Genomic DNA, 21,735 nt, shown 5'->3' with positions numbered 1-21,735 from the left:
CTCAATGCTCCCGGCTTGCGAAGTCGATGCGCGGATCGACAAAGGTGTAGGTCAGGTCGCCGATCAGTTTCACCACCAGCCCGAGCAGGGTGAAGATGAACAGCGTGCCGAACACCACCGGGTAATCACGGTTGATCGCCGCTTCGAAACTCATCAGGCCGAGGCCGTCGAGGGAGAAAATCACTTCCACCAGCAGGGAGCCGGTGAAGAAGATGCCGATGAACGCCGACGGGAAACCGGCAATCACCAACAGCATGGCGTTGCGGAACACGTGGCCGTAGAGCACGCGATGGCGAGTCAGGCCCTTGGCCTTGGCGGTGACCACGTACTGTTTGTTGATTTCATCGAGGAAGCTGTTTTTGGTCAGCAGGGTCATGGTCGCGAAGTTGCCGATCACCAGCGCGGTTACCGGCAATGCCAGGTGCCAGAAATAATCGAGGATCTTGCCACCCAGGCTCAGCTCATCGAAGTTGTTCGAGGTCAGGCCGCGCAGGGGGAACCAGTCGAGATAACTGCCGCCGGCAAACACCACGATCAGCAGGATCGCAAACAGAAACGCCGGGATCGCATAGCCGACGATGATCGCCGAACTGGTCCAGACGTCGAAGTGGCTGCCGTGCCGCGTGGCCTTGGCGATGCCCAGCGGAATCGACACCAGGTACATGATCAGCGTGCTCCACAGCCCCAGCGAGATCGACACCGGCATCTTTTCCTTGATCAGGTCGATGACCTTGGCGTCGCGGAAGAAACTGTCGCCGAAATCCAGCTGCGCGTAGTTCTTGACCATGATCCACAAGCGTTCCGGGGCCGACTTGTCGAACCCGTACATGTGCTCGATTTCCTTGATCAGCGCCGGGTCCAGCCCTTGCGCGCCACGATAGGACGAGCCGGCCACGGCCACCTCGGCACCGCCGCCGGCAATCCGGCTGGTAGCGCCTTCGAAGCCTTCGAGCTTGGCGATCATCTGCTCGACCGGCCCGCCGGGCGCGGCCTGGATGATCACGAAGTTGATCAGCAGGATGCCGAACAGGGTCGGAATGATCAGCAGCAGTCGCCGAAAGATATACGCCAGCATCTGATTACTCCGTGCCCGCAGGGTCGGCTTGCAGTTGGGTTTCGACTTCTACGGCCGGTTTGGCGTCAGGCTTGACCCACCAGGTGTTGATGCCGATGTCGTACTTGGGCGAGGTTTTCGGGTGGCCGATGTGGTTCCAGTAGGCCACGCGCCAGCTCTTGATGTGCCAGTTCGGCACCACGTAGTAGCCCCATTGCAGTACGCGATCCAGCGCGCGGGCGTGGGCCACCAGGCTTTTGCGCGAGTCGGCGTTGATCAGGCTTTCCACCAGTTGGTCAACGGTCGCATCCTTCAGGCCCATGCTGTTGCGGCTGCTCGGTTTGTCGGCGGCGGCGCTCATCCAGTACTCGCGCTGTTCGTTGCCCGGCGAGTTGGACTGCGGAAAGCTGCCGACCATCATGTCGAAATCCCGCGAACGCACGCGGTTGATGTACTGCGAGACGTCGACGCGGCGTATCACCAGATCGATGCCGAGGTCGCTGAGGTTGCGCTTGAACGGCAGCAGCACCCGTTCGAACTCGGTCTGGGCGAGGAGGAATTCGATCACCACCGGTTTGCCGGTGGCGTCGACCATTTTGTCGTCAACGATCTTCCAGCCCGCCTCTTGCAGCAGTTGATACGCCTCGCGCTGCTGGGTGCGGATCATGCCGCTGGCGTCGGTCTGCGGATTTTCAAAGGCTTCGCTGAACACCTGGGCCGGCAGTTTGCTGCGGAACGGTTCGAGGATGGCCCGCTGATCAGCATCGGGCAGACCGGTGGCGGCCATTTCAGAGTTTTCGAAATAACTGCGGGTGCGCACGTAGGCGCCGTTGAACAGTTGCTTGTTGGTCCATTCGAAGTCGAACAGCAGCCCGAGCGCCTGACGCACGCGCACATCCTGGAACAGCGGGCGGCGCAGGTTGAAGACGAAGCCCTGCATGCCGGTCGGGTTGCTGTTGGGGATCAGTTCCTTGATCAAACGGCCCTCGGTGACCGCCGGAACGTTATAGGCGCTGGCCCAGTTCTTCGCGGTCATCTCCAGCCAGTAATCGAACTGCCCGGCCTTCAGTGCTTCGAGGGCGACGGTGTTGTCGCGGTAATAGTCGGTGGTCATCGTGTCGAAGTTGTAGAAGCCACGGTTGACCGGCAGGTCCTTGCCCCAGTAGTCCTTGACCCGCTCGTAACGTACCGAGCGTCCGGCCTTCACTTGGGTGACCTTGTACGGGCCGCTGCCCAGCGGGATTTCCAGATTGCCCTTGTTGAAGTCGCGACTGGCCCACCAGTGTTTCGGCAGGACCGGCAATTGGCCGAGGATCAGCGGCAGTTCGCGGTTGTTGCTGTGTTTGAACTTGAACAGCACTTTCAACGGGTCTTCGACGATGGCTTCGGCGACGTCGTTGTAATAGCCGCGAAACATCGGCGAGCCTTCCTTGGTCAGCGTCTCGAAGCTGAACACCACGTCTTCGGCGCGCACCGGGTGGCCGTCGTGGAAACGCGCTTCCGGGCGCAGATAGAAACGCACCCAGCTGTTGTCGTCGGCTTTCTCGATCTTGCTGGCGATCAGGCCGTATTCGGTGAACGGCTCGTCGAGGCTGTGTTTGGTCAGGGTGTCGTAGATCTGCCCGATGTCATCGGCGGGCACGCCTTTGTTGATGAACGGGTTGAGGCTGTCGAAGCCGCCGAAACCGGCCTGACGAAACACGCCGCCCTTGGGCGCATCGGGGTTCACGTAGTCGAAGTGCTTGAAGTCGGCCGGGTATTTCGGCGGCTCGTTGTACAGGGTCACGGCGTGTTGCGGGGCAGCACAGGCCAGCCCGGCGAACAGCAAGCCGCAGGCCTGCACGAGCAGGGTGCGAACAGGGTTCATCGATCTTTCTCCGAAGACTTCAGCCACCACGCGCTCAGGCCCAGGGTGTAGGGCGGCGTGGTGACAAAGGCCAACCGGTTGCGGTAGGCCAGACGGTGATAATTGAGGTACCAGTTGGGAATGCTGTAGTGCTGCCAGAGCAGCACGCGGTCGAGCGCCTTGCCGGCGGCGACCTGCTCGTCGCGGGTGCGTGCGGCGAGCAATTGTTCAAGCAGATGATCGACCACCGGATTGGCGATGCCCGCGTAATTCTTGCTGCCCTTGACGTTCACCTGGCTGGAGTGGAAGTACTGCCACTGCTCGAGGCCCGGGCTCAAGGTCTGGCCCAGTGTCATCGAGATCATGTCGAAATCGAATTGATCGAGGCGCTGTTTGTACTGCGCGCGATCGACGGTGCGCAGGCGCGCGTCGATGCCGATGCTGTTGAGGTTCTCGATATACGGCTGGTAGAGACGCTCCAGGCTCGGATTGACCAGCAGCAGTTCGAAGCGCAGCGGTTGGCCTTGGGCGTTCTGCAAGCGCTGACCGTTGAGCTTCCAGCCGGCGTCCGCGAGCAATGCCAATGCCTTGCGCATGGTTTCCCGGGGAACGCCCCGACCGTCGGTTTGCGGCAGGGTGAATGGCTCGGTGAACAGCCTTGCCGGGAGCTGGTCCTTGTACGGCTTGAGCATCAGCCATTCGTGCCCGACCGGCAGGCCCGAGGCGGTGAATTCGCTGTTGGGGTAGTAACTGGTGGCGCGCTTGTAGGCGTCGCTGAACAGCGCGCGGTTGGTCCACTCGAAGTCGAACATCAGGCCCAGCGCTTCGCGAGCCTTTACGTCGGCGAACGTCGCGCGGCGGGTGTTCATGAACAGGCCCTGAGTCTGAGTCGGGATCTGATGCGGGATCTGCGCCTTGATCACCTCGCCACGCCGTACGGCAGGGAAGTTGTAACCGTTGAGCCAGTTCTTCGCCTGATGCTCGATGTAGACGTCGAACTCACCGGCCTTGAACGCTTCGAAAGCCACATCGCTGTCGCGGTAGAACTCGACTTCCATGCGATCGAAATTGTACTTGCCGCGGTTGACCGGCAGGTCCTTGCCCCAGTAATCCTTGACCCGTTCGAAGATCAACTGCCGCCCCGGCGTGACCGAAGTTATGCGGTACGGCCCGCTGCCCAGCGGTGGTTCGAAGGTGGTGGCCTTGAAGTCGCGATCTTTCCAGTAATGCTGCGGCAGCACCGGCAATTCGCCCAGGCGCAGGATCAGCAGCGGATTGCCCGAGCGCTTGAACACGAAGCGAATGCGCTGCTTGTTGAGGATGTCGACCCGCAGCACTTCCTGCAGCGCCGTGCGATACAGCGGATGGCCTTCCTTGAGCAGCAGGCGATAGGAGAATGCTACGTCGTAGGCGGTAATCGGCGCGCCGTCATGGAAGCGCGCCTCGGGGCGCAGATTGAAGACGACCCAGCTGCGATCTTCGCTGTACTCCACCGATTGTGCGATCAAACCGTAGCTCGACGCCGGCTCGTCGCCGGACGGCGAATACTGCCCGGTGCCGACCATCAGCGGCTCGTTCAGCTCGTTGATGCCGTACTGGAGGAAGTTCGCTGTGGTGACCGGGCTGGTGCCCTTGAAGGTGTAAGGATTGACCGTATCGAAGGTGCCGAACGCCATCACCCGCAACGTGCCGCCCTTGGGCGCTTGCGGGTTGACCCAGTCGAAGTGGGTAAATCTGGCCGGGTACTTGAGCGTGCCGAACTGCGCATAACCATGACTTTCGGTAATCGTCGCGCTTGCGGTAGAGCTCAAGGCCAGGCTGATCAGGAGCAGGGAGAGGGCACGCTTCAAGTCAGATCCGATCCAGCGGCTTGGGCTTTGTGGGCCGTACAGTAACAGCTTGTCTGGACAGGAAAAAGATGCGGGTTAAAGAGCCCCTCACCCTAACCCTCTCCCGGACGGAGAGGGGACTGATCGTGGTGTCTGGGCAAATTGCACCGACGTGCGATACCGAGTCGAACTCAGATTTTGAAAAGCCTGGAGATCGGCTCCCTTTCCCCCTCGCCCCCTTGGAGGAGAGGGCTGGGGTTGTTCTGGTCAAATGAGGGGGATGGATCTTCAGGGCGCCACAAAACTTCATCCAAAAAAAAGCCCCCGAAATCTCAGGGGCTCTTCTGTCAGTGCGGCTGATAAACCGTGAGCATCTGCCCAGGCTTGAGTGCCTTGCCTGCACCCGGGTTCCAGCGCTTGAGATGTTGCATCTCGACGTTGAAACGCTTGGCCACCACATACAGGGTGTCGCCGCGCTTGACCTTGTACTGGGTCTGCTGCTTGCTCTCGTCCTTGCCTTTGGTCTTGGTATTCGCCGCGACCACGGTGTTTACCCGACCGGACTTGCGCGCCGGGGCACGCTTGGTGTTGTCCTGCATGACCAGGGTCTGGCCGACCTTGAGGTTCTTGCCGGTCAGCTTGTTCCAGCGCTGCAGATCCTTCACCTCGACCTTGTTGGCTTTGGCGATGGAGCCGAGGTTGTCGCCACGCTTGACCCGATAAGCGCGCTTGAGTTGCGCCACTTCAGACGGATCGGCGCCTTCGAATACCGGCTTCAGCGAGCGCGGGCTGATCAGCTCGTCCGGGCGCATGGTCTGCAGACTCGCGGTCAGCAGTTGCGCCTTGGACGTCGGCACCAGCAAATGCTGCGGGCCATCGATGGTGGTGCGCTGTTTGAAGGCCGGGTTGAGCTGGAACAGCTCGTCTTCGTCGATGTTCGCCACCGCAGCGACCTTGGACAGGTCCATGCGCTGGTTGATTTCGACGACCTGGAAGTACGGTTCGTTGGCGATCGGGTTGAGGTTGACGCCGTAGGCTTCCGGCGCCAGTACCACCTGCGACAGTGCCAGCAGTTTCGGCACGTAGGCCTGGGTTTCCGCTGGCAGCGGCAGGTTCCAGTAGTCGGTGGGCAGGCCGAGCTTTTCGTTGCGCTCGATCGCCCGGCTGACCGTGCCTTCACCGGCGTTATAGGCCGCCAGAGCCAGCAGCCAGTCACCGTTGAACATGTCGTGCAGACGGGTCAGGTAGTCCATCGCCGCTGTGGTTGAAGCGGTGATGTCGCGACGGCCATCGTAGAAACGCGTCTGGCGCAGGTTGAAGTAACGCCCGGTGGACGGAATGAATTGCCACAGGCCCACGGCATCGGCACGGGAATAGGCCATCGGGTTGTAGGCGCTCTCGATCACTGGCAGCAGGGCCAGTTCCAGCGGCATGTTGCGTTCTTCGAGGCGTTCGACGATGTAATGAATATAGAGGCTGCCGCGTTCGCCGGCATTCTCGAGGAAAGAGGGGTTACTGGCGAACCACAGGCGTTGTTGCTCGATGCGCGGATTGACGCCGAGGCCTTCCTGCAACTGGAAGCCCTGGCGCATGCGTTCCCAGATGTCCTGGGGCGCCACGGGAGTGGGCTTCTCGGTCAGCCAGATCGGCTTCTGCTTGGCTCGCGCAGCAATGTTCGGCGTGTGCGTCGCTTCAGTCTGCGGAGCGTGGCTGGAACAACCCGCCAGCGTGGCGGACACAGCCACCGCGATGGCTTGCGCCAGGCGGGTCAAAGCATCTGAATTGACGGACTTACGTATGGATGACGACATTGGCTGGAAGTAAGTTCCGGGCAAAAATGTCGGGCGATTCTAGAAAGCGCACCCCCTGCGGTCAACCATTGAGAATTTCCCTGCCCGCCAGCCGCTTGCTCAGAACGTGTCTTTCCAGGCTCGCAACACTGCAAACACCTCGCTCGGCGCCCGGTTTTGAGCGCCTTCCCGTTCGTCCACTTTTTGTGTAACCAATGTTTCAGAAGTGCGTAAAAACGGATTGGTGAGCTTTTCCAGGGCCAGCGTCGACGGCAGCGTCATCACGCCGTTCTGCCGTTGCTGAGTAACCTTTTCCAGACGAGCGGCAGTGTGCGGATTGCCTGGCTCGACGGCGGCGGCAAATTTGAGATTGCTCAAAGTGTATTCATGGGTGCAGTAGACCAGCGTATCTTCCGGCAGGGCCGCGAGACGGCTGAGCGAGTGATACATCTGCTCGGGTGTGCCTTCGAACAGCCGGCCGCAACCGGCGGCGAACAGGGTGTCGCCGCAGAACAGCAGACCATGGTGGTAATAGGCGATGTGCCCCAGGGTGTGGCCGGGCACCGCATAGACATCGAAGTCCCAGCCGAGCACGCTGACGCTGTCGTTGTCTTTCAGCGCTACGTCGCGCGCCGGGATGCGTTCGCTGGCCGGGCCGTAGACTTTGGCACCGGTCGCCGCTTTCAGGCGCTCGACACCGCCGACATGATCATGGTGATGGTGGGTAATCAGGATGTCGCTGAGCACCCAGCCCGGATGCGCGTCGAGCCACGCCTGCACCGGGGCGGCGTCGCCCGGATCGACCACCGCACAGCGCTGGGTCTGATGATCCTGTAACAACCAGATGTAGTTGTCGGTGAAGGCGGGCAGGGCACTGATCTGTATCATCGTCGGATTCGCCAAGCGGAAAACATTGGCGCATCTTAGTAGTTCCTGGCGCGTTGGAGAATGACATGACCGATAAAGCGTTCGCTCAGGCCGATCCCGACTGGCTGGCATTGATCAGCGCCGCCCGCGAATGGCTGTCGGGGCCGCTCGGGCAATTTCTGCTGGATGAAGAACGGCGCATGCTCGATGACGAGCTCGGCCGGTTCTTCGGCGGTTATCTGGTGCATTACGGCCCGTCCGCCGAAACCCCGCCCGCTGCGCCGCAAGTGCAGCGCAACGTGCGGCTCGGGGCGCCGTTGCCCGGGGTCGAGATCGTCTGCGAAGAGCAGGCCTGGCCGTTGAGCGAGCATGCTGCCGACGTGGTGGTGATGCAGCACGGTCTGGATTTCTGCCTGTCGCCCCACGGCTTGCTGCGTGAAGCGGCCAGCAGCGTGCGTCCGGGCGGGCATCTGCTGATCATCGGCATCAACCCCTGGAGCACGTGGGGCCTGCGGCATTTCTTCGCCAACGATGCCCTGCGCAAGGCGCGCTGCATATCGCCGTCGCGGGTCGCCGACTGGCTTAATCTGCTGGGCTTCGCGCTGGAGAAACGCCGCTTCGGATGCTATCGTCCGCCGCTCGCGTCGCCCAAGTGGCAGAACCGTCTGGCCGGCTGGGAACGCAAGGCCGGTGACTGGCAATTGTCCGGCGGTGGCTTCTATCTGCTGGTAGCGCGCAAGATCGTGGTGGGGCTCAGGCCGTTGCGTCAGGAGCGCCGCGAGCCGATGGGCAAGCTGATTCCGCTGCCGATGGCCAAGGTCAACCGTCGCCGCATCGAACCGTAAACCCTCTTTTATTTGTGGCCGGGCTTGTCCCGGCCGCGGTCATTGTCGATCCGTGATTGGCAGGACAGGCATTTTTCTGGAAAGACTGGCATGAGCGAAAGCGTGGAAAGCGTCGACACCGTAGAACTGTTCACCGACGGCGCCTGCAAGGGCAATCCCGGCCCGGGTGGCTGGGGCGCTCTGCTGGTGTGCAAGGGCGTCGAAAAGGAACTGTGGGGCGGCGAGGCCAACACCACCAACAACCGCATGGAACTGCTCGGCGCGATCCGCGGCCTCGAAGCACTCAAGCGCCCGTGCGAAGTGCTGCTGGTGACTGACTCGCAATACGTGATGAAAGGCATCAACGAGTGGATGGCCAACTGGAAGAAGCGCGGCTGGAAAACTGCCGCGAAAGAACCGGTGAAGAACGCCGATCTGTGGAAAGAACTGGACGAGCAGGTCAACCGCCACAAAGTCAGCTGGAAATGGGTGCGCGGGCACATCGGCCATCACGGTAACGAGCGGGCGGACCAGTTGGCCAATCGTGGCGTGGATGAGGTTCGTGGGTACAAACAGTCCTGAGTTTTCCTGATAGTCCGTGGTGCCTCATTCGCGAGCAGGCTCGCTCCCACAGGGAAATGTATTCCAGACCTTGAATTGGAATACATTCCAATGTGGGAGCGAGCCTGCTCGCGAAGGACTCGCCACGGTCTGACTGAAACACCCCACCGAGCGTGTTAACATCCGCGCCTTTGCACGATTGACCCGTTGAGAGCTGAGCACTGATGGCCACCAGATCCGTTGTACTCGATACCGAAACCACCGGCATGCCGGTGACCGATGGTCACCGGATCATTGAAATCGGTTGCGTCGAACTGATCGGTCGGCGCCTGACGGGCCGGCACTTTCACGTTTATCTGCAGCCGGATCGCGAGAGCGACGAGGGGGCGATCGGTGTGCACGGCATCACCAATGAATTCCTCGTCGGCAAGCCGCGCTTTGCCGAGGTCGCCGACGAGTTCTTCGAATTCATCAAAGGCGCGCAGCTGATCATCCACAACGCGGCGTTCGACGTTGGCTTCATCAACAACGAATTCGCCTTGATGGGCCAGCACGATCGCGCTGACATCACCCAGCACTGCACGATCCTCGACACCCTGATGATGGCCCGGGAACGTCACCCGGGACAGCGCAACAGCCTCGATGCGTTGTGCAAACGTTACGGCGTCGACAACTCCGGCCGTGAACTGCACGGCGCCTTGCTCGACTCGGAGATTCTCGCCGACGTCTACCTGACCATGACCGGCGGCCAGACCAGCCTGTCGCTGGCCGGCAACGCCTCCGACGGCAACGGCACGGGTGAGGGCGCGGATAATTCGGCCACGGAAATCCGCCGTCTGCCGGTCGATCGCCAGCCAGCGCGCATCATCCGCGCGACCGAAGACGAACTGGCGGCGCATCTGGTGCGGTTGGAAATCATCGCCAAATCGGCGGGAGCGCCGGCGTTGTGGACGCAGATTGCCGAGGCTGATGCGCAGGCCTGAATGATCGAAAAATCAAAAGAACTGAAGATCAAAAGATCGCAGCCTTCGGCAGCTCCTACGGGGATTGCATTCCAGAGTTGAGAGACGAGGAAGGCTGCGATTTTTTGCGTTTGGCGACATGAAGCCAAGTTGCCACCCTCGCCACATTCGCTGCAACCCTCTACCCTGAGTGCATTGGCGGGTGCAGATCTGCCGCCTCAGGACACTGAGCCTCATGTACAAACAGTTGAAATTTGCGCTGGCAATCATCCATCGCGACATCAAGGTCGACAGCGTCGGCTGCGTCAAGGAATGAGGACCTTTCCCAGTATGCAACCGGTCATGAATCCGAAATACCCAGGGTTGTCGGTACGCGTCGCCGACGAAGGTTTTGCGCCGTATATCTGGGGCAGCGACTTCAGTTTCGAGGTCGCCGCCTATGGTGCAGCCGTGATCGGCAAACCGGTCGCACAATGGCCGGTGACGCCGATCGTGCCGTACCGCAAGTGCTACGGCATCGATCCGGAGGAGTTCAGCGCCTTTCACAACGCGCCCGACAGCGCAATTTTCATGGCGTATCTGGACGACGAGCCGGTCGGCCATCTGGTGATCAGCACCAACTGGAACGGCTTCGCCCACATCGATGAACTGGCGGTGCACGCCCCGGCCCGGCGCCACGGGGTGGCCAAGGCGCTGCTCGATGTGGCGCAGTTCTGGAGTCGCAAGAAAAAGCTGCCGGGCATCATGCTCGAAACCCAGAACAACAACCTCGGCGCCTGTCGGCTGTATGAGCGCTGCGGTTACGTGATTGGCGGCATCGATCAACTGCGCTATCGCGGCATCGATCCACACACCGCCGAAGTCGCGTTGTTCTGGTATCGCCTGTTCGACAACCCGTTGGAAAAACCCCTCAGCTCGACAGCATCGCCTCGGCTTGTTCCGTGATGATCGCCAGCAGCGACTGAATCGCCGCTGACGGCGCGGCGTGCTTGAAGGTCAGGGCGTAGAGGCTGATCAGCACCGCCGGTGACAGCGGGCAAACGTCCAGCCCACTGGCGCGAGCGCCCAAAGCGGTGAACGGATCGACGATGGCCAGACCTTCGCCGGCCTCGACCATGCTGCGCATCATCTGATGGGTCTGCACGCGGGTCTGAATGCTCGGTGCCGGGCGCAACGCCTGCAGCTTGTTTTCCAGTGCCGGGCTCAGCGGATCCTGACCTTCGAGACCGACCATGGCCTGACCGGCCAGGTCTGCCAGAGAGATATATTTCTGTTTCGGTTGCAGCCAGCCGTGCGGCGCAAGCAATTGCAGCTTGCCCTGGGCCAGCGGCTGACAGTGGATGTCGGGGTGTTCGGGATCGTGCAGGCTCAGGCCCAGATCGCTTTCGCGCAATAACAGGCTGCGGACGATGTCGCGTGTCGGCGCGCTGAGGAGGCTGCAAGGTGCGTCGGGCAAGCGTCGGCGCAGGGTCGCAAGACTTTGTGGCAGTAATTGTTGGGCCAGCGGCGGGGTGCCAATGATGCGCAAGGGCGGGGCGAGGTATTGCTTGAGGCTGCTGGCCAGACGCTGCACCGGCTCCAGCGCTTCATAGACGTGTGCGATTTCCACCTGCAGGGCGCGCGCTTCGGGCGTCGATTGCAGGCGCCCGCGAACGCTGGCAAACAGCATGAACCCCAGCTGACTCTCGGCTTCGCGCAAACGCTCTTCGACCTCGGTCACGGGCAATTGCAGCCATTCGGCGGCGGTGCCCAGGTGACCGGTCTGCAAGAGCGCCTGAATCACTTCGATGTGGCGTAAACGCATGCGTGAAGTCCATGTTCAGCAGGTGGGGTCAGACGCTGAATCCTACCCCAAGTCTGCACGCATGACTTCTGCTCATAACGCAGGGTTATTGAGCGACGGTTGGCTCAGGTTCGCGGATCAGGGTAATGCCTGATTGAACCAGGAGAAACTCGCTGTCACTGACCTTGTTGACGCGATCGCCAATGGCCAGTCTGTAAATGGGCTCCGAGCCAGTGGATCCGCCTGCAGACGGGTTCGATTCCTGGAATTCATGCACGGAATAAACACGGCCTTCCGCGTCTCTTGCATGAAACTGACCGACGAGTACTGCTGCCATCTGCTTAGAACCTCTGGAGATAAAACGCTTGATTTGCGGCTTTGTAGACCGTCACCAAGCTCGGTAAGTTTTCTTACAGGAAAAAAATATTCCTAGCGCAGGAAAAACCAATGATCACTGGTGAAAGCGTCACTGGATCATCTATAACTAGCGACTCTTCCCACAGACCATCGAGAGTCTTCCATGAGCAATGTCTACAACGTCGCTGTAGTGGTCGGTAGCCTGCGCAAAGCATCGATCAATCGCAAAGTCGCACTGGCCCTCGCCGAACTGGCACCGGCCAATCTCAAGCTCGAGATTGTCGAAATCGGTGAACTGCCGTTGTACAACGAGGACATCGACGGCGATTCTCCGCCCGCAGCCTACAGCACTTTCCGTCAGAAAGTGGCGTCATCCGACGCAGTGCTGTTTGTCACCCCCGAGTACAACCGCTCGATCCCGGCACCGTTGAAGAACGCCATCGACGTCGGCTCCCGTCCTTATGGCCAGAGCGCGTGGAGCGGCAAGCCCGGCGCGGTGATCAGCGTATCGCCAGGCGCCATCGGCGGTTTCGGCGCCAACCAGCACCTGCGCCAGACCTTTGTTTTCCTCGATATCCATTGCCTGCAACAGCCGGAAGCGTATCTGGGCGGTGCGGGCAATGCGTTTGACGAAGCGGGCAAGCTGAGCGAATCGGTGAAGCCGTTCCTGCAGAAATTCATCGATGCCTACGGCCAGTTCGTAGAGCAACACAAGAAGTAATCTCGTACACGGTCCCATGTAGGAGTGAGCCTGCTCGCGATAGCGGTCTTTCAGCTGACAATAATGCTGACTGATACACCGCTATCGCGAGCAGGCTCACTCCTACAGTTTTATCTACTGACTTTTTGAAGGCTTCTGCGAATGCTCGCTGCGTCACTGATTTTCCTGCTGACCATCACCCTCGTCATCTGGCAACCCAAAGGCCTCGGCGTCGGCTGGAGTGCAACGCTGGGCGCCGTGCTGGCGTTGATCTTCGGCGTCGTTCATCTCACGGATATTCCGCTGGTCTGGCAGATCATCTGGAACGCCACCGGCACCTTCGTCGCACTGATCATCATCAGCCTGCTGCTTGACGAGGCCGGCTTTTTCAATTGGGCGGCGCTGCATGTGGCGCGTTGGGGGCGGGGCAGTGGGCGCAAGCTGTTTGCCTTCATGGTGCTGCTCGGCGCGCTGGTCTCGGCGCTGTTCGCCAATGACGGCGCGGCGCTGATTCTCACGCCGATCGTGATTTCAATGCTGCTGGCGCTGCGATTCTCGCCAGCGGCGACCCTGGCCTTCGTCATGGGCGCCGGGTTCATCGCCGATACGGCGAGCCTGCCGCTGGTGGTGTCGAACCTGGTCAACATCGTTTCCGCGGACTTCTTCCACATCGGCTTCAACCGCTATGCCGCGGTGATGGTGCCGGTCAACTTCGTCAGCGTTGCGGCGACGTTGGGCATGTTGCTGTGGTTCTTTCGCCGCGACATTCCTGCGTCTTACGACCCTGAACAACTGGAAAACCCGAGCACCGCGATCCACGACAAGGCGACGTTCCAAGCCGGTTGGGCGGTGTTGGTGATCCTGTTGATCGGCTGCTTCGCCCTCGAACCGCTGGGCATTCCGATCAGCGCTATTTCCGCGGTGTGCGCCGCGCTGCTGCTGGGTATCGCCGCGCGCGGCCACAAGATCTCCACGCGCAAAGTGATGAAAGAAGCGCCGTGGCAGATCGTGATTTTCTCGCTGGGCATGTACCTGGTGGTGTACGGCCTGCGCAATGCCGGACTCACCAGTTACCTCGCCGGGTGGCTGGACGTATTCGCCGGCCACGGCGTGTGGGGTGCGGCCATGGGCACCGGGGTTTTGACGGCGCTGTTGTCGTCGATCATGAACAACCTGCCGACCGTGCTGATCGGCTTGCTGTCAATCGACGCGAGTCAGGCCAGCGGGGTGATCAAGGAGGCGATGATCTATGCCAACGTGATTGGCAGCGACCTGGGGCCGAAGATCACCCCGATCGGCAGTCTGGCGACGTTGTTGTGGCTGCATGTGCTGGAGCGCAAGGGCATCCATATTGGCTGGGGCTATTACTTCCGTGTCGGAATTGTGTTGACCGTACCGGTGTTGCTGGTGACGTTGGCGGCGCTGGCTTTGCGGCTTTCGCTGTAGACCGGGCTGACCCCAATCGCGAGCAGGCTCACTCCTACAATTTGAAATGCGTTCCCCTGTAGGAGTGAGCCTGCTCGCGATGGCGGTGGCACAGGCACCACAAATCTCAGGCTTGGCCGGGGACATTCGGCCAGAGATCCGCCACCAGAAACAACCGCTCCGCCTCTTCCCATTCGCCTTGGGCATTCTCGGTCAGGCGCACCATCAATTGCGCCGGGGCCAACGCTGGCAGGTCTTGCAGCCACAAACGCAAATGCTCATCCGCCCAGACCTGATCCGCCGGGTAGTGCGCCGGCGCCAGCCAGGCGTGGCGGGGCAGGGGTTGCCAGCGTCCTGGCGGACGTTGCGCGACAAACGCCGGCCAGTCCTGCTGATGCAGCCAACTGCCACGCAGATGTTGCGGATGGGCGCCGTTTGGTGAGTCGGCCTGCCGGGGCCACGGATACAGCAGATAACCGCCCAGCCACAACTGCGCGCTGAACGTTTCGATGTCCAGCGCCGCCAGCGCTTCGCGGCTTTCCGGGCGCGCCGAGATCGGTAACTGATGCTCGGCCAGATGCGCCAGTTTGCGATCCAGCCGGTCATGACAACCCGGCCCCAGCCACTGCGCGGGATCGCGGCCGTCGCCAGCCTGCGGGCCCAGGTAGAGCTTGATCGCCAGTTCCAGATGGTGCACGCCGTCGCGGTCACGCAACAGCATGTCCAGTTCGCCGAGGGTGTGCCCGGCGCGGCGGATCGGCAGGTTGGCGGCGATCAGTTCGATGCCCGGCGCATGCTCCACGGCGAACTGCCACAGGCGTTCGTAATACAGGCCCAGACGCCGGGTGCGCGCCTGGGACAGCCATTGCAGCAGGCCGTAACTGTCGCGGTCGAGCTGACGCAGCCAGTGTTCGAGACGCTGCGGGTCGTGCACCCAGTCGCTGCCGGCCAGCGGATGGCGCTGTGGCCACGGCGTGTCGGCGAGCATCGGCGGCGCGAGGATCACCCACGCCAGGTCCCGCACTTCGGGATGGCGTAATTGATGGGGCAGCTGAAGCAAATCGGGAAACAGGATCATCTTGCGAGCATAGCCTTAAACCTGAGCCCACCCTTGAGGCTGAAAGGATTTTGTCTATCTGGCGCTTTCGCCCATAATCGGGTTTTCGCGTTTTCGATTGTCCGCAGAGGTCCCATGGAGCAATTTCGTAATATCGGCATCATCGGTCGCCTGGGCAGTTCCCAGGTGCTGGATACCGTCCGCCGACTGAAACGCTTTCTGCTCGACCGTCACCTGCATGTGATCCTCGAAGACACCATCGCTGAAGTCCTGCCGGGCCACGGCCTGCAAACCTCGTCGCGCAAGATGCTCGGCGAAGTCTGCGACATGGTCATCGTCGTCGGCGGTGACGGCAGCCTGCTCGGCGCCGCGCGGGCGCTGGCCAGGCACAATATTCCGGTTCTGGGCATCAACCGTGGCAGCCTTGGCTTCCTCACTGATATTCGCCCGGACGAGCTGGAAATCAAGGTCGCCGAAGTGCTCGACGGCCACTATCTGGTGGAAAACCGCTTCCTGCTGCAAGCCGAAGTGCGTCGCCATGGCGAGGCCATCGGCCAGGGCGATGCGCTCAACGATGTGGTGCTGCACCCGGGCAAATCGACGCGGATGATCGAGTTCGAGTTGTACATCGACGGCCAGTTCGTCTGCAGCCAGAAGGCCGACGGCCTGATCGTCGCCACGCCCACCGGGTCCACTGCTTACGCGTTGTCTGCCGGCGGGCCGATCATGCATCCCAAGCTCGACGCTATTGTGATTGTGCCGATGTACCCCCATACCTTGTCGGGACGGCCAATCGTGGTCGATGGCAACAGTGAGCTGAAAATCGTCGTGTCCAAAGATATGCAGATCTACCCGCAGGTCTCCTGCGACGGCCAGAACCACTTCACCTGCGCACCGGGCGACACCATTACCGTGAGCAAGAAAGCGCAGAAACTGCGCCTGATTCATCCGCTCGATCACAATTACTACGAGGTGTGCCGGACCAAGCTTGGCTGGGGCAGCAAGCTGGGGGGTGGAGGCGACTGATGCTCGATCCCGCGCGCAGTTACGACCTGATCGGTGACGTGCACGGATGCGCTCTGACCCTCGAACACTTGCTGGACCGTCTCGGTTATCACAAGCAGGGCGGGGTCTGGCGCCATCCTTCACGCATGGCGGTGTTCGTCGGCGACATCATCGACCGTGGCCCGCGGATTCGCGAGGCGCTGCATATCGTCCACGACATGGTCGAGGCGGGGCAGGCGCTGTGCATCATGGGCAACCATGAATTCAACGCGCTCGGTTGGGTGACTCCGGCGCCACCGGGCAGCGGCAAGCAGTTCGTGCGCGAACACACCAAGCGCCATGCGCGCCTGCTGCAGGAAACCCTGACGCAATTCGAAAACCATCCGGGCGACTGGCATGACTTCCAGCAGTGGTTCTACGAGCTGCCGCTGTTCGTCGATGCCGGACGCTTCCGCGTCGTCCACGCCTGCTGGGATGCCGGCTTGATCGAGCCGCTGCAGGCGTTGTTCCCCGACGGCTGCGTCGATGAGCATTTCCTCCAGGCGTCGGCCGTTCCCGGCAGTTTCGCCTGCACCGTGTTCGACCGTTTGCTGCGTGGCACCGATATGCGCCTGCCGGGCGGCCTGACCATGACCAGCGGCGACGGTCTGGTGCGTTCGTTCTTCCGCACCAAGTTCTGGGAAGACGACCCCAAAACCTACGGCGATATCGTGTTCCAGCCAGATGCGTTGCCGGAACCTGTCGCGCAAACGCCGTTGACGTCCATTGAAAAGAATTCCCTGCTGCGCTATGGCGTCGACGAACCGTTGCTGTTCGTCGGCCACTACTGGCGCAGCGGCAAACCGGCGCCGATCCGCCCGAACCTCGCGTGCCTGGATTACAGCGCCGTGCTCTACGGCAAACTGGTGGCCTATCGTCTGGATCAGGAAACGCGCCTGGATCCGCAAAAATTCGTCTGGGTCGATGTCGAGCGGCCGGAGGTGCTGCAATGAGTGCGGTAGCGGTATTGCGCCTGCCGTTGGCGGTGGATTTGAGCGGCTTCGTCAAGCTGCTGCAACGTATGCAAGTGCCCCATCGGGTCAGCGAAGCAGCGGGCGAGCAGGTGCTGTGGGCGCCGGAGGAAATCAGCGAGGACGTGCGTTCGCTGTACGAGCGCTTCCCGGCCGGCGACCCGGATCAGCAACTGGACATGCCTGTGGGCCAGACCTTCAAAAGGCCGGGTTTTGCCGAACAGCTGAAACACGCCAGGGCCACCGGATTCATTCTGCTGTTGAGCCTGATCGTCGGCGGTCTGACCTTTCTCGGCGAAAATCTGGAAACGCTGCGCTGGCTGACCTTCCTCGATTTCCGCGTGATCGGCGAGTACATCCACTTCACGCCGCTGGCCGACAGTCTGGCAGCAGGGCAGTGGTGGCGGCTGATCACGCCGATGCTGATCCACTTCGGCATCCTCCATCTGGCCATGAACGGCATGTGGTACTGGGAGCTGGGGCGGCGCATCGAGTCGCGCCAGGGCAGCATCAACCTGATCGGCCTGACGCTGCTGTTCAGTCTGGTGTCCAACTATGCGCAGTTCGTCTGGAGCGGCCCGAGCCTGTTTGGTGGGCTGTCCGGCGTGCTCTACGGTTTGCTCGGGCATTGCTGGATCTTCCAGTTGCTGGCGCCGAACCCGGCCTATCGCCTGCCGCGCGGGGTGCTGGTGATGATGCTGGTGTGGCTGGTGGTGTGCATGTCCGGGCTGGTCTCGCTGATCGGTTTCGGCCAGATCGCCAACGCCGCGCACCTGAGCGGGTTACTCATCGGATGCTTCACCGGTTTGTTGGGCGGTTTGTATAACCGCCGTAAACTGGCCGTCTAAAATTTTTGCTTCAGTAAAGAGCACGGAGACCCTGATGTCCTCTTTCAACGACATGATCAGCAACATCACCCCGGACATCTACGAGAGCCTGAAACTGGCCGTGGAAATCGGCAAATGGTCGGACGGCAACAAACTCACCGCCGAACAGCGCGAGCTGTCGTTGCAGGCGATGATCGCCTGGGAAATCCAGAACCTGCCGGAAGACCAGCGCACCGGTTACATGGGCCCGCAAGAGTGTGCGTCGAAGTCGATCGAAGTGCCGAACATCCTGTTCAAGTCGGATGCCATCCATTGATCGAGATTGGCCGCGGTGCAATCAGCAAAATGTCGGCGCGCCTGGACGGGCCGAACGTGCAGTACGCGTTTCGTCTGGATGATGTCGAGGTGCCGGTCAATCCGTTGATCGGCAGCACGCTGCGTCTGGAGTTCCTGGGCGCGATCCATTGCAGCCATTGCGGGCGCAGGACCAAAACCAGTTTCAGTCAGGGCTATTGCTACCCGTGCATGACCAAACTGGCGCAATGCGACCTGTGCATCATGAGCCCCGAGCGCTGCCATTTCGACGCCGGCACCTGCCGCGATCCGGAGTGGGGCGAGAAATTCTGTATGACCGACCATGTGGTTTACCTGGCCAATTCGTCAGGCATCAAGGTTGGCATCACCCGTGCTACGCAGTTGCCGACCCGCTGGCTCGATCAGGGCGCGAGTCAGGCGCTGCCGATCATGCGCGTGTCGACACGCCAGCAATCGGGGTTTGTCGAAGACCTGTTCCGCAGTCAGGTGGCGGACAAGACCAACTGGCGCGCATTGCTCAAGGGCGACGCGGCGGCGGTGGATCTGGCGCAGGTGCGCGATCAGTTGTTCGAAAGCTGCGCCGAAGGCCTGCAAGGTTTGCAGGAGCGATTCGGCCTACAGGCAATTCAGACGATTGCCGATGTCGAACCGCTGGAAATCCGCTATCCCGTCGAACAATACCCGGCGAAAATCGTCAGCTTCAACCTGGACAAGAACCCGATTGCCGAAGGCACGCTGCTGGGGATCAAGGGCCAGTACCTGATCTTCGACACCGGCGTGATCAACATTCGTAAATACACGGCCTACCAGCTCGCCGTGCATCAATAAGGATTCCAGCATGCGCACCGAACAACCGAAGATGATTTACCTCAAGGACTATCAGGCGCCCGAGTACCTGATCGACGAAACGCACCTGACCTTCGAGTTGTTCGAGGACCACAGCCTGGTTCACGCGCAACTGGTGATGCGCCGCAACCCTGAGCGCGGTGCCGGCTTGCCGCCACTGGTGCTCGACGGCCAGCAACTGGAGCTGATCTCGGTGACGCTGGCGGACCAGGAGCTGAGCGCTGCCGACTATCAAGTCTCCGACAGCCACCTGACCCTGCAGCCAACCAGCGAAACGTTCACGCTCGACACCAGCGTGCGCATCCACCCGGAAACCAATACCGCGCTGGAAGGCCTGTACAAGTCCGGCACGATGTTCTGCACCCAGTGCGAGGCCGAAGGCTTCCGCAAGATCACCTATTACCTCGACCGCCCGGACGTGATGAGCAAGTTCACCACCACAGTGGTGGCCGAACAGCACAGCTACCCGGTGCTGCTCTCCAACGGTAACCCGATCGCTTCCGGCCCTGGCGAAGACGGCCGGCACTGGGCGACCTGGGAAGATCCGTTCAAGAAACCGGCGTACCTGTTTGCACTGGTCGCCGGTGATCTGTGGTGCGTCGAAGACACCTTCACCACCATGAGCCAGCGCAATGTCGCGCTGCGCATTTACGTCGAGCCGGAAAACATCGACAAGTGCCAGCACGCGATGAACAGCCTGAAGAAATCCATGCGCTGGGATGAAGAGGTCTACGGTCGCGAGTACGATCTGGACATCTTCATGATCGTCGCGGTCAACGATTTCAACATGGGCGCGATGGAGAACAAGGGCCTCAACATCTTCAACTCCAGCGCCGTGCTGGCCCGCGCCGAAACCGCCACCGACGCCGCGCATCAGCGGGTCGAGGCGATCGTAGCCCACGAATATTTCCACAACTGGTCGGGCAACCGCGTGACCTGCCGCGACTGGTTCCAGCTGTCGCTCAAGGAAGGCTTCACGGTGTTCCGCGACGCCGGTTTCTCCTCGGACATGAACTCGGCGACGGTCAAGCGCATTCAGGACGTGGCCTATCTGCGCACCCACCAGTTCGCCGAAGATGCCGGCCCCATGGCCCACGCCGTGCGCCCGGACAGCTTCATCGAGATTTCCAACTTCTACACCCTGACCGTGTACGAAAAGGGTTCGGAAGTGGTTGGCATGATCCACACCTTGCTCGGTGCCGAAGGTTTCCGTAAGGGCAGCGATCTGTATTTCGAACGCCACGATGGTCAGGCCGTGACCTGTGACGATTTCGTCAAGGCCATGGAAGACGCCAATGGCGTCGACCTCAGTCAGTTCAAGCGCTGGTACAGCCAGGCCGGCACGCCACGTCTGGCAGTGTCCGAGTCCTATGACGCCGCCGCGAAAACCTACAGCCTGACCTTCCGCCAGAGCTGCCCGCCGACTCCGGACAAGGTGGAAAAACTACCGTTCGTGATTCCGGTCGAGCTCGGCCTGCTCGACAGCCAGGGCAACGAAATCGCCCTGCGTCTGGCTGGCGAAGCCTCGGCACAAGGCACCACTCGGGTGATTTCGGTGACCGAAGCCGAACAGACCTTCACTTTCATCGATATCAACGAACAGCCGTTGCCATCGCTGCTGCGTGGCTTCTCGGCGCCGGTGAAACTGAGCTTCCCGTATAACCGCGATCAACTGATGTTCCTCATGCAGCACGACAGCGACGGCTTCAACCGCTGGGATGCCGGTCAGCAATTGGCGGTGCAAGTGCTGCAGGAACTGATCGCTCAGCATCAGAAGGGCGAGAGCCTGACGCTCGATCCGCGTCTGGTGTCGGCGCTGCGCACGGTGCTGTCCGACGAGTCGCTGGATCAGGCGATGGTCGCCGAAATGCTCTCGTTGCCGGGTGAGGCGTATCTTACCGAGATCAGCGAAGTGGCCGACGTCGAGGCGATTCATGTCGCGCGCGAATTTGCCCGCAAGCAACTGGCCGAAGGCTTGTTCGAAGCGCTGTGGCTGCGTTATCAGGCCAACCGCGATCTGTCGAAAAAGACTCCGTACGTAGCCGAGGCCGAGCACTTCGCCCGACGCGCGCTGCAGAATATTGCCCTGTCGTACCTGATGCTCAGCGGCAAGCCGGAAGTCCTGGCGGCGGCGCTGGAGCAGTTCGAGACGGCCGACAACATGACCGAGCGCCTGACCGCGCTGGCGGTGCTGGTCAACTCGCCGTTCGAAGAGCAGAAGGCCGCGGCTTTGGCCAGTTTCGCCGAGCACTTCAAGGACAATCCGCTGGTCATGGATCAGTGGTTCAGCGTGCAGGCCGGCAGCACCTTGCCAGGCGGGCTGGAGCGCGTGAAGGCATTGATGCAGCACCCGGCGTTCAACATCAAGAACCCGAACAAGGTGCGCGCACTGATCGGCGCCTTCGCCGGGCAGAACCTGATCAACTTCCACGCGGCGGACGGCTCCGGCTATCGCTTCCTCGCCGATCTGGTGATCGAACTGAACGGCTTCAACCCACAGATCGCTTCACGCCAACTGGCGCCGCTGACCCGCTGGCGCAAATACGACAGCGCGCGTCAGGCGCTGATGAAGGGTGAGCTGGAGCGGATCCTGGCGTCCGGAGCGTTGTCCAGCGACGTGTATGAAGTGGTAAGCAAAAGCCTGGCGTAACCCGATCCTGTAGGAGCTGTCGAGTGA

General features: G+C 61.2%; 20 protein-coding genes. 12 read left to right on the top strand and 8 right to left on the bottom strand.

What is annotated here, in order from left to right:
- Nucleotide 1: 1 nt before the first annotated feature.
- The 5 genes from BLU71_RS11210 to gloB form a co-directional block, all read right to left on the bottom strand.
- Nucleotides 2-1,075 carry a microcin C ABC transporter permease YejB gene (locus tag BLU71_RS11210; protein ID WP_016774154.1) on the bottom strand — a complete coding sequence of 358 codons (1,074 nt, stop codon included), beginning with the start codon at nucleotides 1,073-1,075 and terminating at the stop codon, nucleotides 2-4.
- Nucleotides 1,076-1,079: 4 nt separating this feature from the next.
- Nucleotides 1,080-2,921 carry an extracellular solute-binding protein gene (locus BLU71_RS11205; RefSeq protein ID WP_083353095.1) on the bottom strand — a complete coding sequence of 614 codons (1,842 nt, stop codon included), beginning with the start codon at nucleotides 2,919-2,921 and terminating at the stop codon, nucleotides 1,080-1,082.
- Nucleotides 2,918-4,750 (bottom strand): extracellular solute-binding protein, encoded by a 1,833-nt coding sequence (locus tag BLU71_RS11200; RefSeq protein WP_083353094.1) that lies wholly within the window; start codon nucleotides 4,748-4,750, stop codon nucleotides 2,918-2,920. The genes BLU71_RS11205 and BLU71_RS11200 overlap by 4 nt, the downstream gene beginning before the upstream one ends.
- A 326-nt stretch (nucleotides 4,751-5,076) precedes the next feature.
- The gene (locus BLU71_RS11190) at nucleotides 5,077-6,540 is read right to left on the bottom strand and encodes a transglycosylase SLT domain-containing protein (RefSeq protein WP_041480626.1); all 1,464 of its coding nucleotides are present in this window, start codon (nucleotides 6,538-6,540) and stop codon (nucleotides 5,077-5,079) included.
- A gap of 99 nt (nucleotides 6,541-6,639) precedes the next feature.
- Nucleotides 6,640-7,407: a hydroxyacylglutathione hydrolase gene (gloB, locus tag BLU71_RS11185; RefSeq protein WP_083354333.1), complete on the bottom strand. Its 768-nt coding sequence runs from the start codon at nucleotides 7,405-7,407 to the stop codon at nucleotides 6,640-6,642.
- A 65-nt stretch (nucleotides 7,408-7,472) separates the two neighbouring features.
- On the opposite strand from gloB, the gene BLU71_RS11180 reads away from it, so the two are divergent.
- From BLU71_RS11180 to BLU71_RS11165, 4 genes are all read left to right on the top strand, one after another.
- On the top strand, nucleotides 7,473-8,231 hold the full coding sequence (locus BLU71_RS11180; protein ID WP_041480625.1) for a class I SAM-dependent methyltransferase: 759 nt from the start codon (nucleotides 7,473-7,475) through the stop codon (nucleotides 8,229-8,231).
- Between the two features lie 90 nt (nucleotides 8,232-8,321).
- On the top strand, nucleotides 8,322-8,792 hold the full coding sequence (gene rnhA, locus BLU71_RS11175; protein WP_073475300.1) for a ribonuclease HI: 471 nt from the start codon (nucleotides 8,322-8,324) through the stop codon (nucleotides 8,790-8,792).
- Nucleotides 8,793-8,995: 203 nt separating this feature from the next.
- Nucleotides 8,996-9,754: a DNA polymerase III subunit epsilon gene (dnaQ, locus tag BLU71_RS11170; protein WP_042609552.1), complete on the top strand. Its 759-nt coding sequence runs from the start codon at nucleotides 8,996-8,998 to the stop codon at nucleotides 9,752-9,754.
- Between the two features lie 309 nt (nucleotides 9,755-10,063).
- Nucleotides 10,064-10,678 carry a GNAT family N-acetyltransferase gene (locus BLU71_RS11165; protein WP_042609553.1) on the top strand — a complete coding sequence of 205 codons (615 nt, stop codon included), beginning with the start codon at nucleotides 10,064-10,066 and terminating at the stop codon, nucleotides 10,676-10,678.
- Here BLU71_RS11165 and BLU71_RS11160 read toward each other — a convergent pair.
- Both BLU71_RS11160 and BLU71_RS11155 read right to left on the bottom strand, forming a co-directional pair.
- Nucleotides 10,644-11,537, bottom strand: coding sequence for a LysR family transcriptional regulator (locus BLU71_RS11160; RefSeq protein ID WP_083353092.1), 894 nt, complete (start codon nucleotides 11,535-11,537; stop codon nucleotides 10,644-10,646). The genes BLU71_RS11165 and BLU71_RS11160 overlap by 35 nt on opposite strands.
- Nucleotides 11,538-11,622: 85 nt before the next feature.
- Nucleotides 11,623-11,853: a hypothetical protein gene (locus tag BLU71_RS11155; protein WP_042609555.1), complete on the bottom strand. Its 231-nt coding sequence runs from the start codon at nucleotides 11,851-11,853 to the stop codon at nucleotides 11,623-11,625.
- A 183-nt stretch (nucleotides 11,854-12,036) separates the two neighbouring features.
- Between BLU71_RS11155 and BLU71_RS11150 the strand changes: the two genes are divergently transcribed.
- Complete coding sequence (locus BLU71_RS11150; RefSeq protein ID WP_042609556.1) at nucleotides 12,037-12,594, top strand: NADPH-dependent FMN reductase; 558 nt, start codon at nucleotides 12,037-12,039, stop codon at nucleotides 12,592-12,594.
- A gap of 141 nt (nucleotides 12,595-12,735) precedes the next feature.
- The gene (locus BLU71_RS11145) at nucleotides 12,736-14,019 is read left to right on the top strand and encodes an arsenic transporter (protein WP_064362003.1); all 1,284 of its coding nucleotides are present in this window, start codon (nucleotides 12,736-12,738) and stop codon (nucleotides 14,017-14,019) included.
- Nucleotides 14,020-14,125: 106 nt separating this feature from the next.
- Here BLU71_RS11145 and BLU71_RS11140 read toward each other — a convergent pair whose 3' ends face one another.
- The gene (locus BLU71_RS11140; protein ID WP_083353091.1) at nucleotides 14,126-15,076 is read right to left on the bottom strand and encodes a DUF1853 family protein; all 951 of its coding nucleotides are present in this window, start codon (nucleotides 15,074-15,076) and stop codon (nucleotides 14,126-14,128) included.
- A 114-nt stretch (nucleotides 15,077-15,190) separates the two neighbouring features.
- On the opposite strand from BLU71_RS11140, the gene BLU71_RS11135 reads away from it, so the two are divergent.
- Genes BLU71_RS11135 through pepN form a run of 6 tightly spaced genes read left to right on the top strand, consistent with a single transcriptional unit; the run spans nucleotide 15,191 to nucleotide 21,708 of the window.
- Nucleotides 15,191-16,081 carry an NAD(+) kinase gene (locus tag BLU71_RS11135; protein ID WP_041480619.1) on the top strand — a complete coding sequence of 297 codons (891 nt, stop codon included), beginning with the start codon at nucleotides 15,191-15,193 and terminating at the stop codon, nucleotides 16,079-16,081.
- Nucleotides 16,081-17,052 (top strand): metallophosphoesterase, encoded by a 972-nt coding sequence (locus BLU71_RS11130; protein ID WP_064362001.1) that lies wholly within the window; start codon nucleotides 16,081-16,083, stop codon nucleotides 17,050-17,052. Before BLU71_RS11135 ends, BLU71_RS11130 begins: the two co-directional genes overlap by 1 nt.
- On the top strand, nucleotides 17,049-17,918 hold the full coding sequence (locus tag BLU71_RS11125; RefSeq protein ID WP_083353090.1) for a rhomboid family intramembrane serine protease: 870 nt from the start codon (nucleotides 17,049-17,051) through the stop codon (nucleotides 17,916-17,918). Before BLU71_RS11130 ends, BLU71_RS11125 begins: the two co-directional genes overlap by 4 nt.
- 34 nt (nucleotides 17,919-17,952) lie before the next feature.
- Nucleotides 17,953-18,213, top strand: a complete 261-nt coding sequence (locus BLU71_RS11120; RefSeq protein WP_042609561.1) for a YeaC family protein — start codon at nucleotides 17,953-17,955, stop codon at nucleotides 18,211-18,213.
- Nucleotides 18,210-19,040, top strand: a complete 831-nt coding sequence (locus tag BLU71_RS11115) for a DUF2797 domain-containing protein (RefSeq protein WP_042609562.1) — start codon at nucleotides 18,210-18,212, stop codon at nucleotides 19,038-19,040. Before BLU71_RS11120 ends, BLU71_RS11115 begins: the two co-directional genes overlap by 4 nt.
- 10 nt (nucleotides 19,041-19,050) lie before the next feature.
- Complete coding sequence (pepN, locus tag BLU71_RS11110) at nucleotides 19,051-21,708, top strand: aminopeptidase N (protein ID WP_083353089.1); 2,658 nt, start codon at nucleotides 19,051-19,053, stop codon at nucleotides 21,706-21,708.
- The last annotated feature ends 27 nt before the right edge of the window (nucleotides 21,709-21,735 follow it).

The organism is Pseudomonas moraviensis (genome assembly GCF_900105805.1).
GTDB lineage: Bacteria > Pseudomonadota > Gammaproteobacteria > Pseudomonadales > Pseudomonadaceae > Aquipseudomonas > Aquipseudomonas moraviensis_A.
Note: the sequence above shows the minus strand (reverse complement) of the source record. Positions and strands in the feature narration are given on the sequence as shown.

Coding starts and splice junctions, on each gene's coding strand:
- BLU71_RS11210 (WP_016774154.1), bottom strand. CDS start 1,075: ATGCTGGCGTATATCTTTCGGCGACTGCTGCTGATCATTCCGACCCTG.
- BLU71_RS11205 (WP_083353095.1), bottom strand. CDS start 2,921: ATGAACCCTGTTCGCACCCTGCTCGTGCAGGCCTGCGGCTTGCTGTTC.
- BLU71_RS11190 (WP_041480626.1), bottom strand. CDS start 6,540: ATGTCGTCATCCATACGTAAGTCCGTCAATTCAGATGCTTTGACCCGC.
- gloB (WP_083354333.1), bottom strand. CDS start 7,407: ATGATACAGATCAGTGCCCTGCCCGCCTTCACCGACAACTACATCTGG.
- BLU71_RS11180 (WP_041480625.1), top strand. CDS start 7,473: ATGACCGATAAAGCGTTCGCTCAGGCCGATCCCGACTGGCTGGCATTG.
- rnhA (WP_073475300.1), top strand. CDS start 8,322: ATGAGCGAAAGCGTGGAAAGCGTCGACACCGTAGAACTGTTCACCGAC.
- dnaQ (WP_042609552.1), top strand. CDS start 8,996: ATGGCCACCAGATCCGTTGTACTCGATACCGAAACCACCGGCATGCCG.
- BLU71_RS11165 (WP_042609553.1), top strand. CDS start 10,064: ATGCAACCGGTCATGAATCCGAAATACCCAGGGTTGTCGGTACGCGTC.
- BLU71_RS11160 (WP_083353092.1), bottom strand. CDS start 11,537: ATGCGTTTACGCCACATCGAAGTGATTCAGGCGCTCTTGCAGACCGGT.
- BLU71_RS11155 (WP_042609555.1), bottom strand. CDS start 11,853: ATGGCAGCAGTACTCGTCGGTCAGTTTCATGCAAGAGACGCGGAAGGC.
- BLU71_RS11150 (WP_042609556.1), top strand. CDS start 12,037: ATGAGCAATGTCTACAACGTCGCTGTAGTGGTCGGTAGCCTGCGCAAA.
- BLU71_RS11145 (WP_064362003.1), top strand. CDS start 12,736: ATGCTCGCTGCGTCACTGATTTTCCTGCTGACCATCACCCTCGTCATC.
- BLU71_RS11140 (WP_083353091.1), bottom strand. CDS start 15,076: ATGATCCTGTTTCCCGATTTGCTTCAGCTGCCCCATCAATTACGCCAT.
- BLU71_RS11135 (WP_041480619.1), top strand. CDS start 15,191: ATGGAGCAATTTCGTAATATCGGCATCATCGGTCGCCTGGGCAGTTCC.
- BLU71_RS11130 (WP_064362001.1), top strand. CDS start 16,081: ATGCTCGATCCCGCGCGCAGTTACGACCTGATCGGTGACGTGCACGGA.
- BLU71_RS11125 (WP_083353090.1), top strand. CDS start 17,049: ATGAGTGCGGTAGCGGTATTGCGCCTGCCGTTGGCGGTGGATTTGAGC.
- BLU71_RS11120 (WP_042609561.1), top strand. CDS start 17,953: ATGTCCTCTTTCAACGACATGATCAGCAACATCACCCCGGACATCTAC.
- pepN (WP_083353089.1), top strand. CDS start 19,051: ATGCGCACCGAACAACCGAAGATGATTTACCTCAAGGACTATCAGGCG.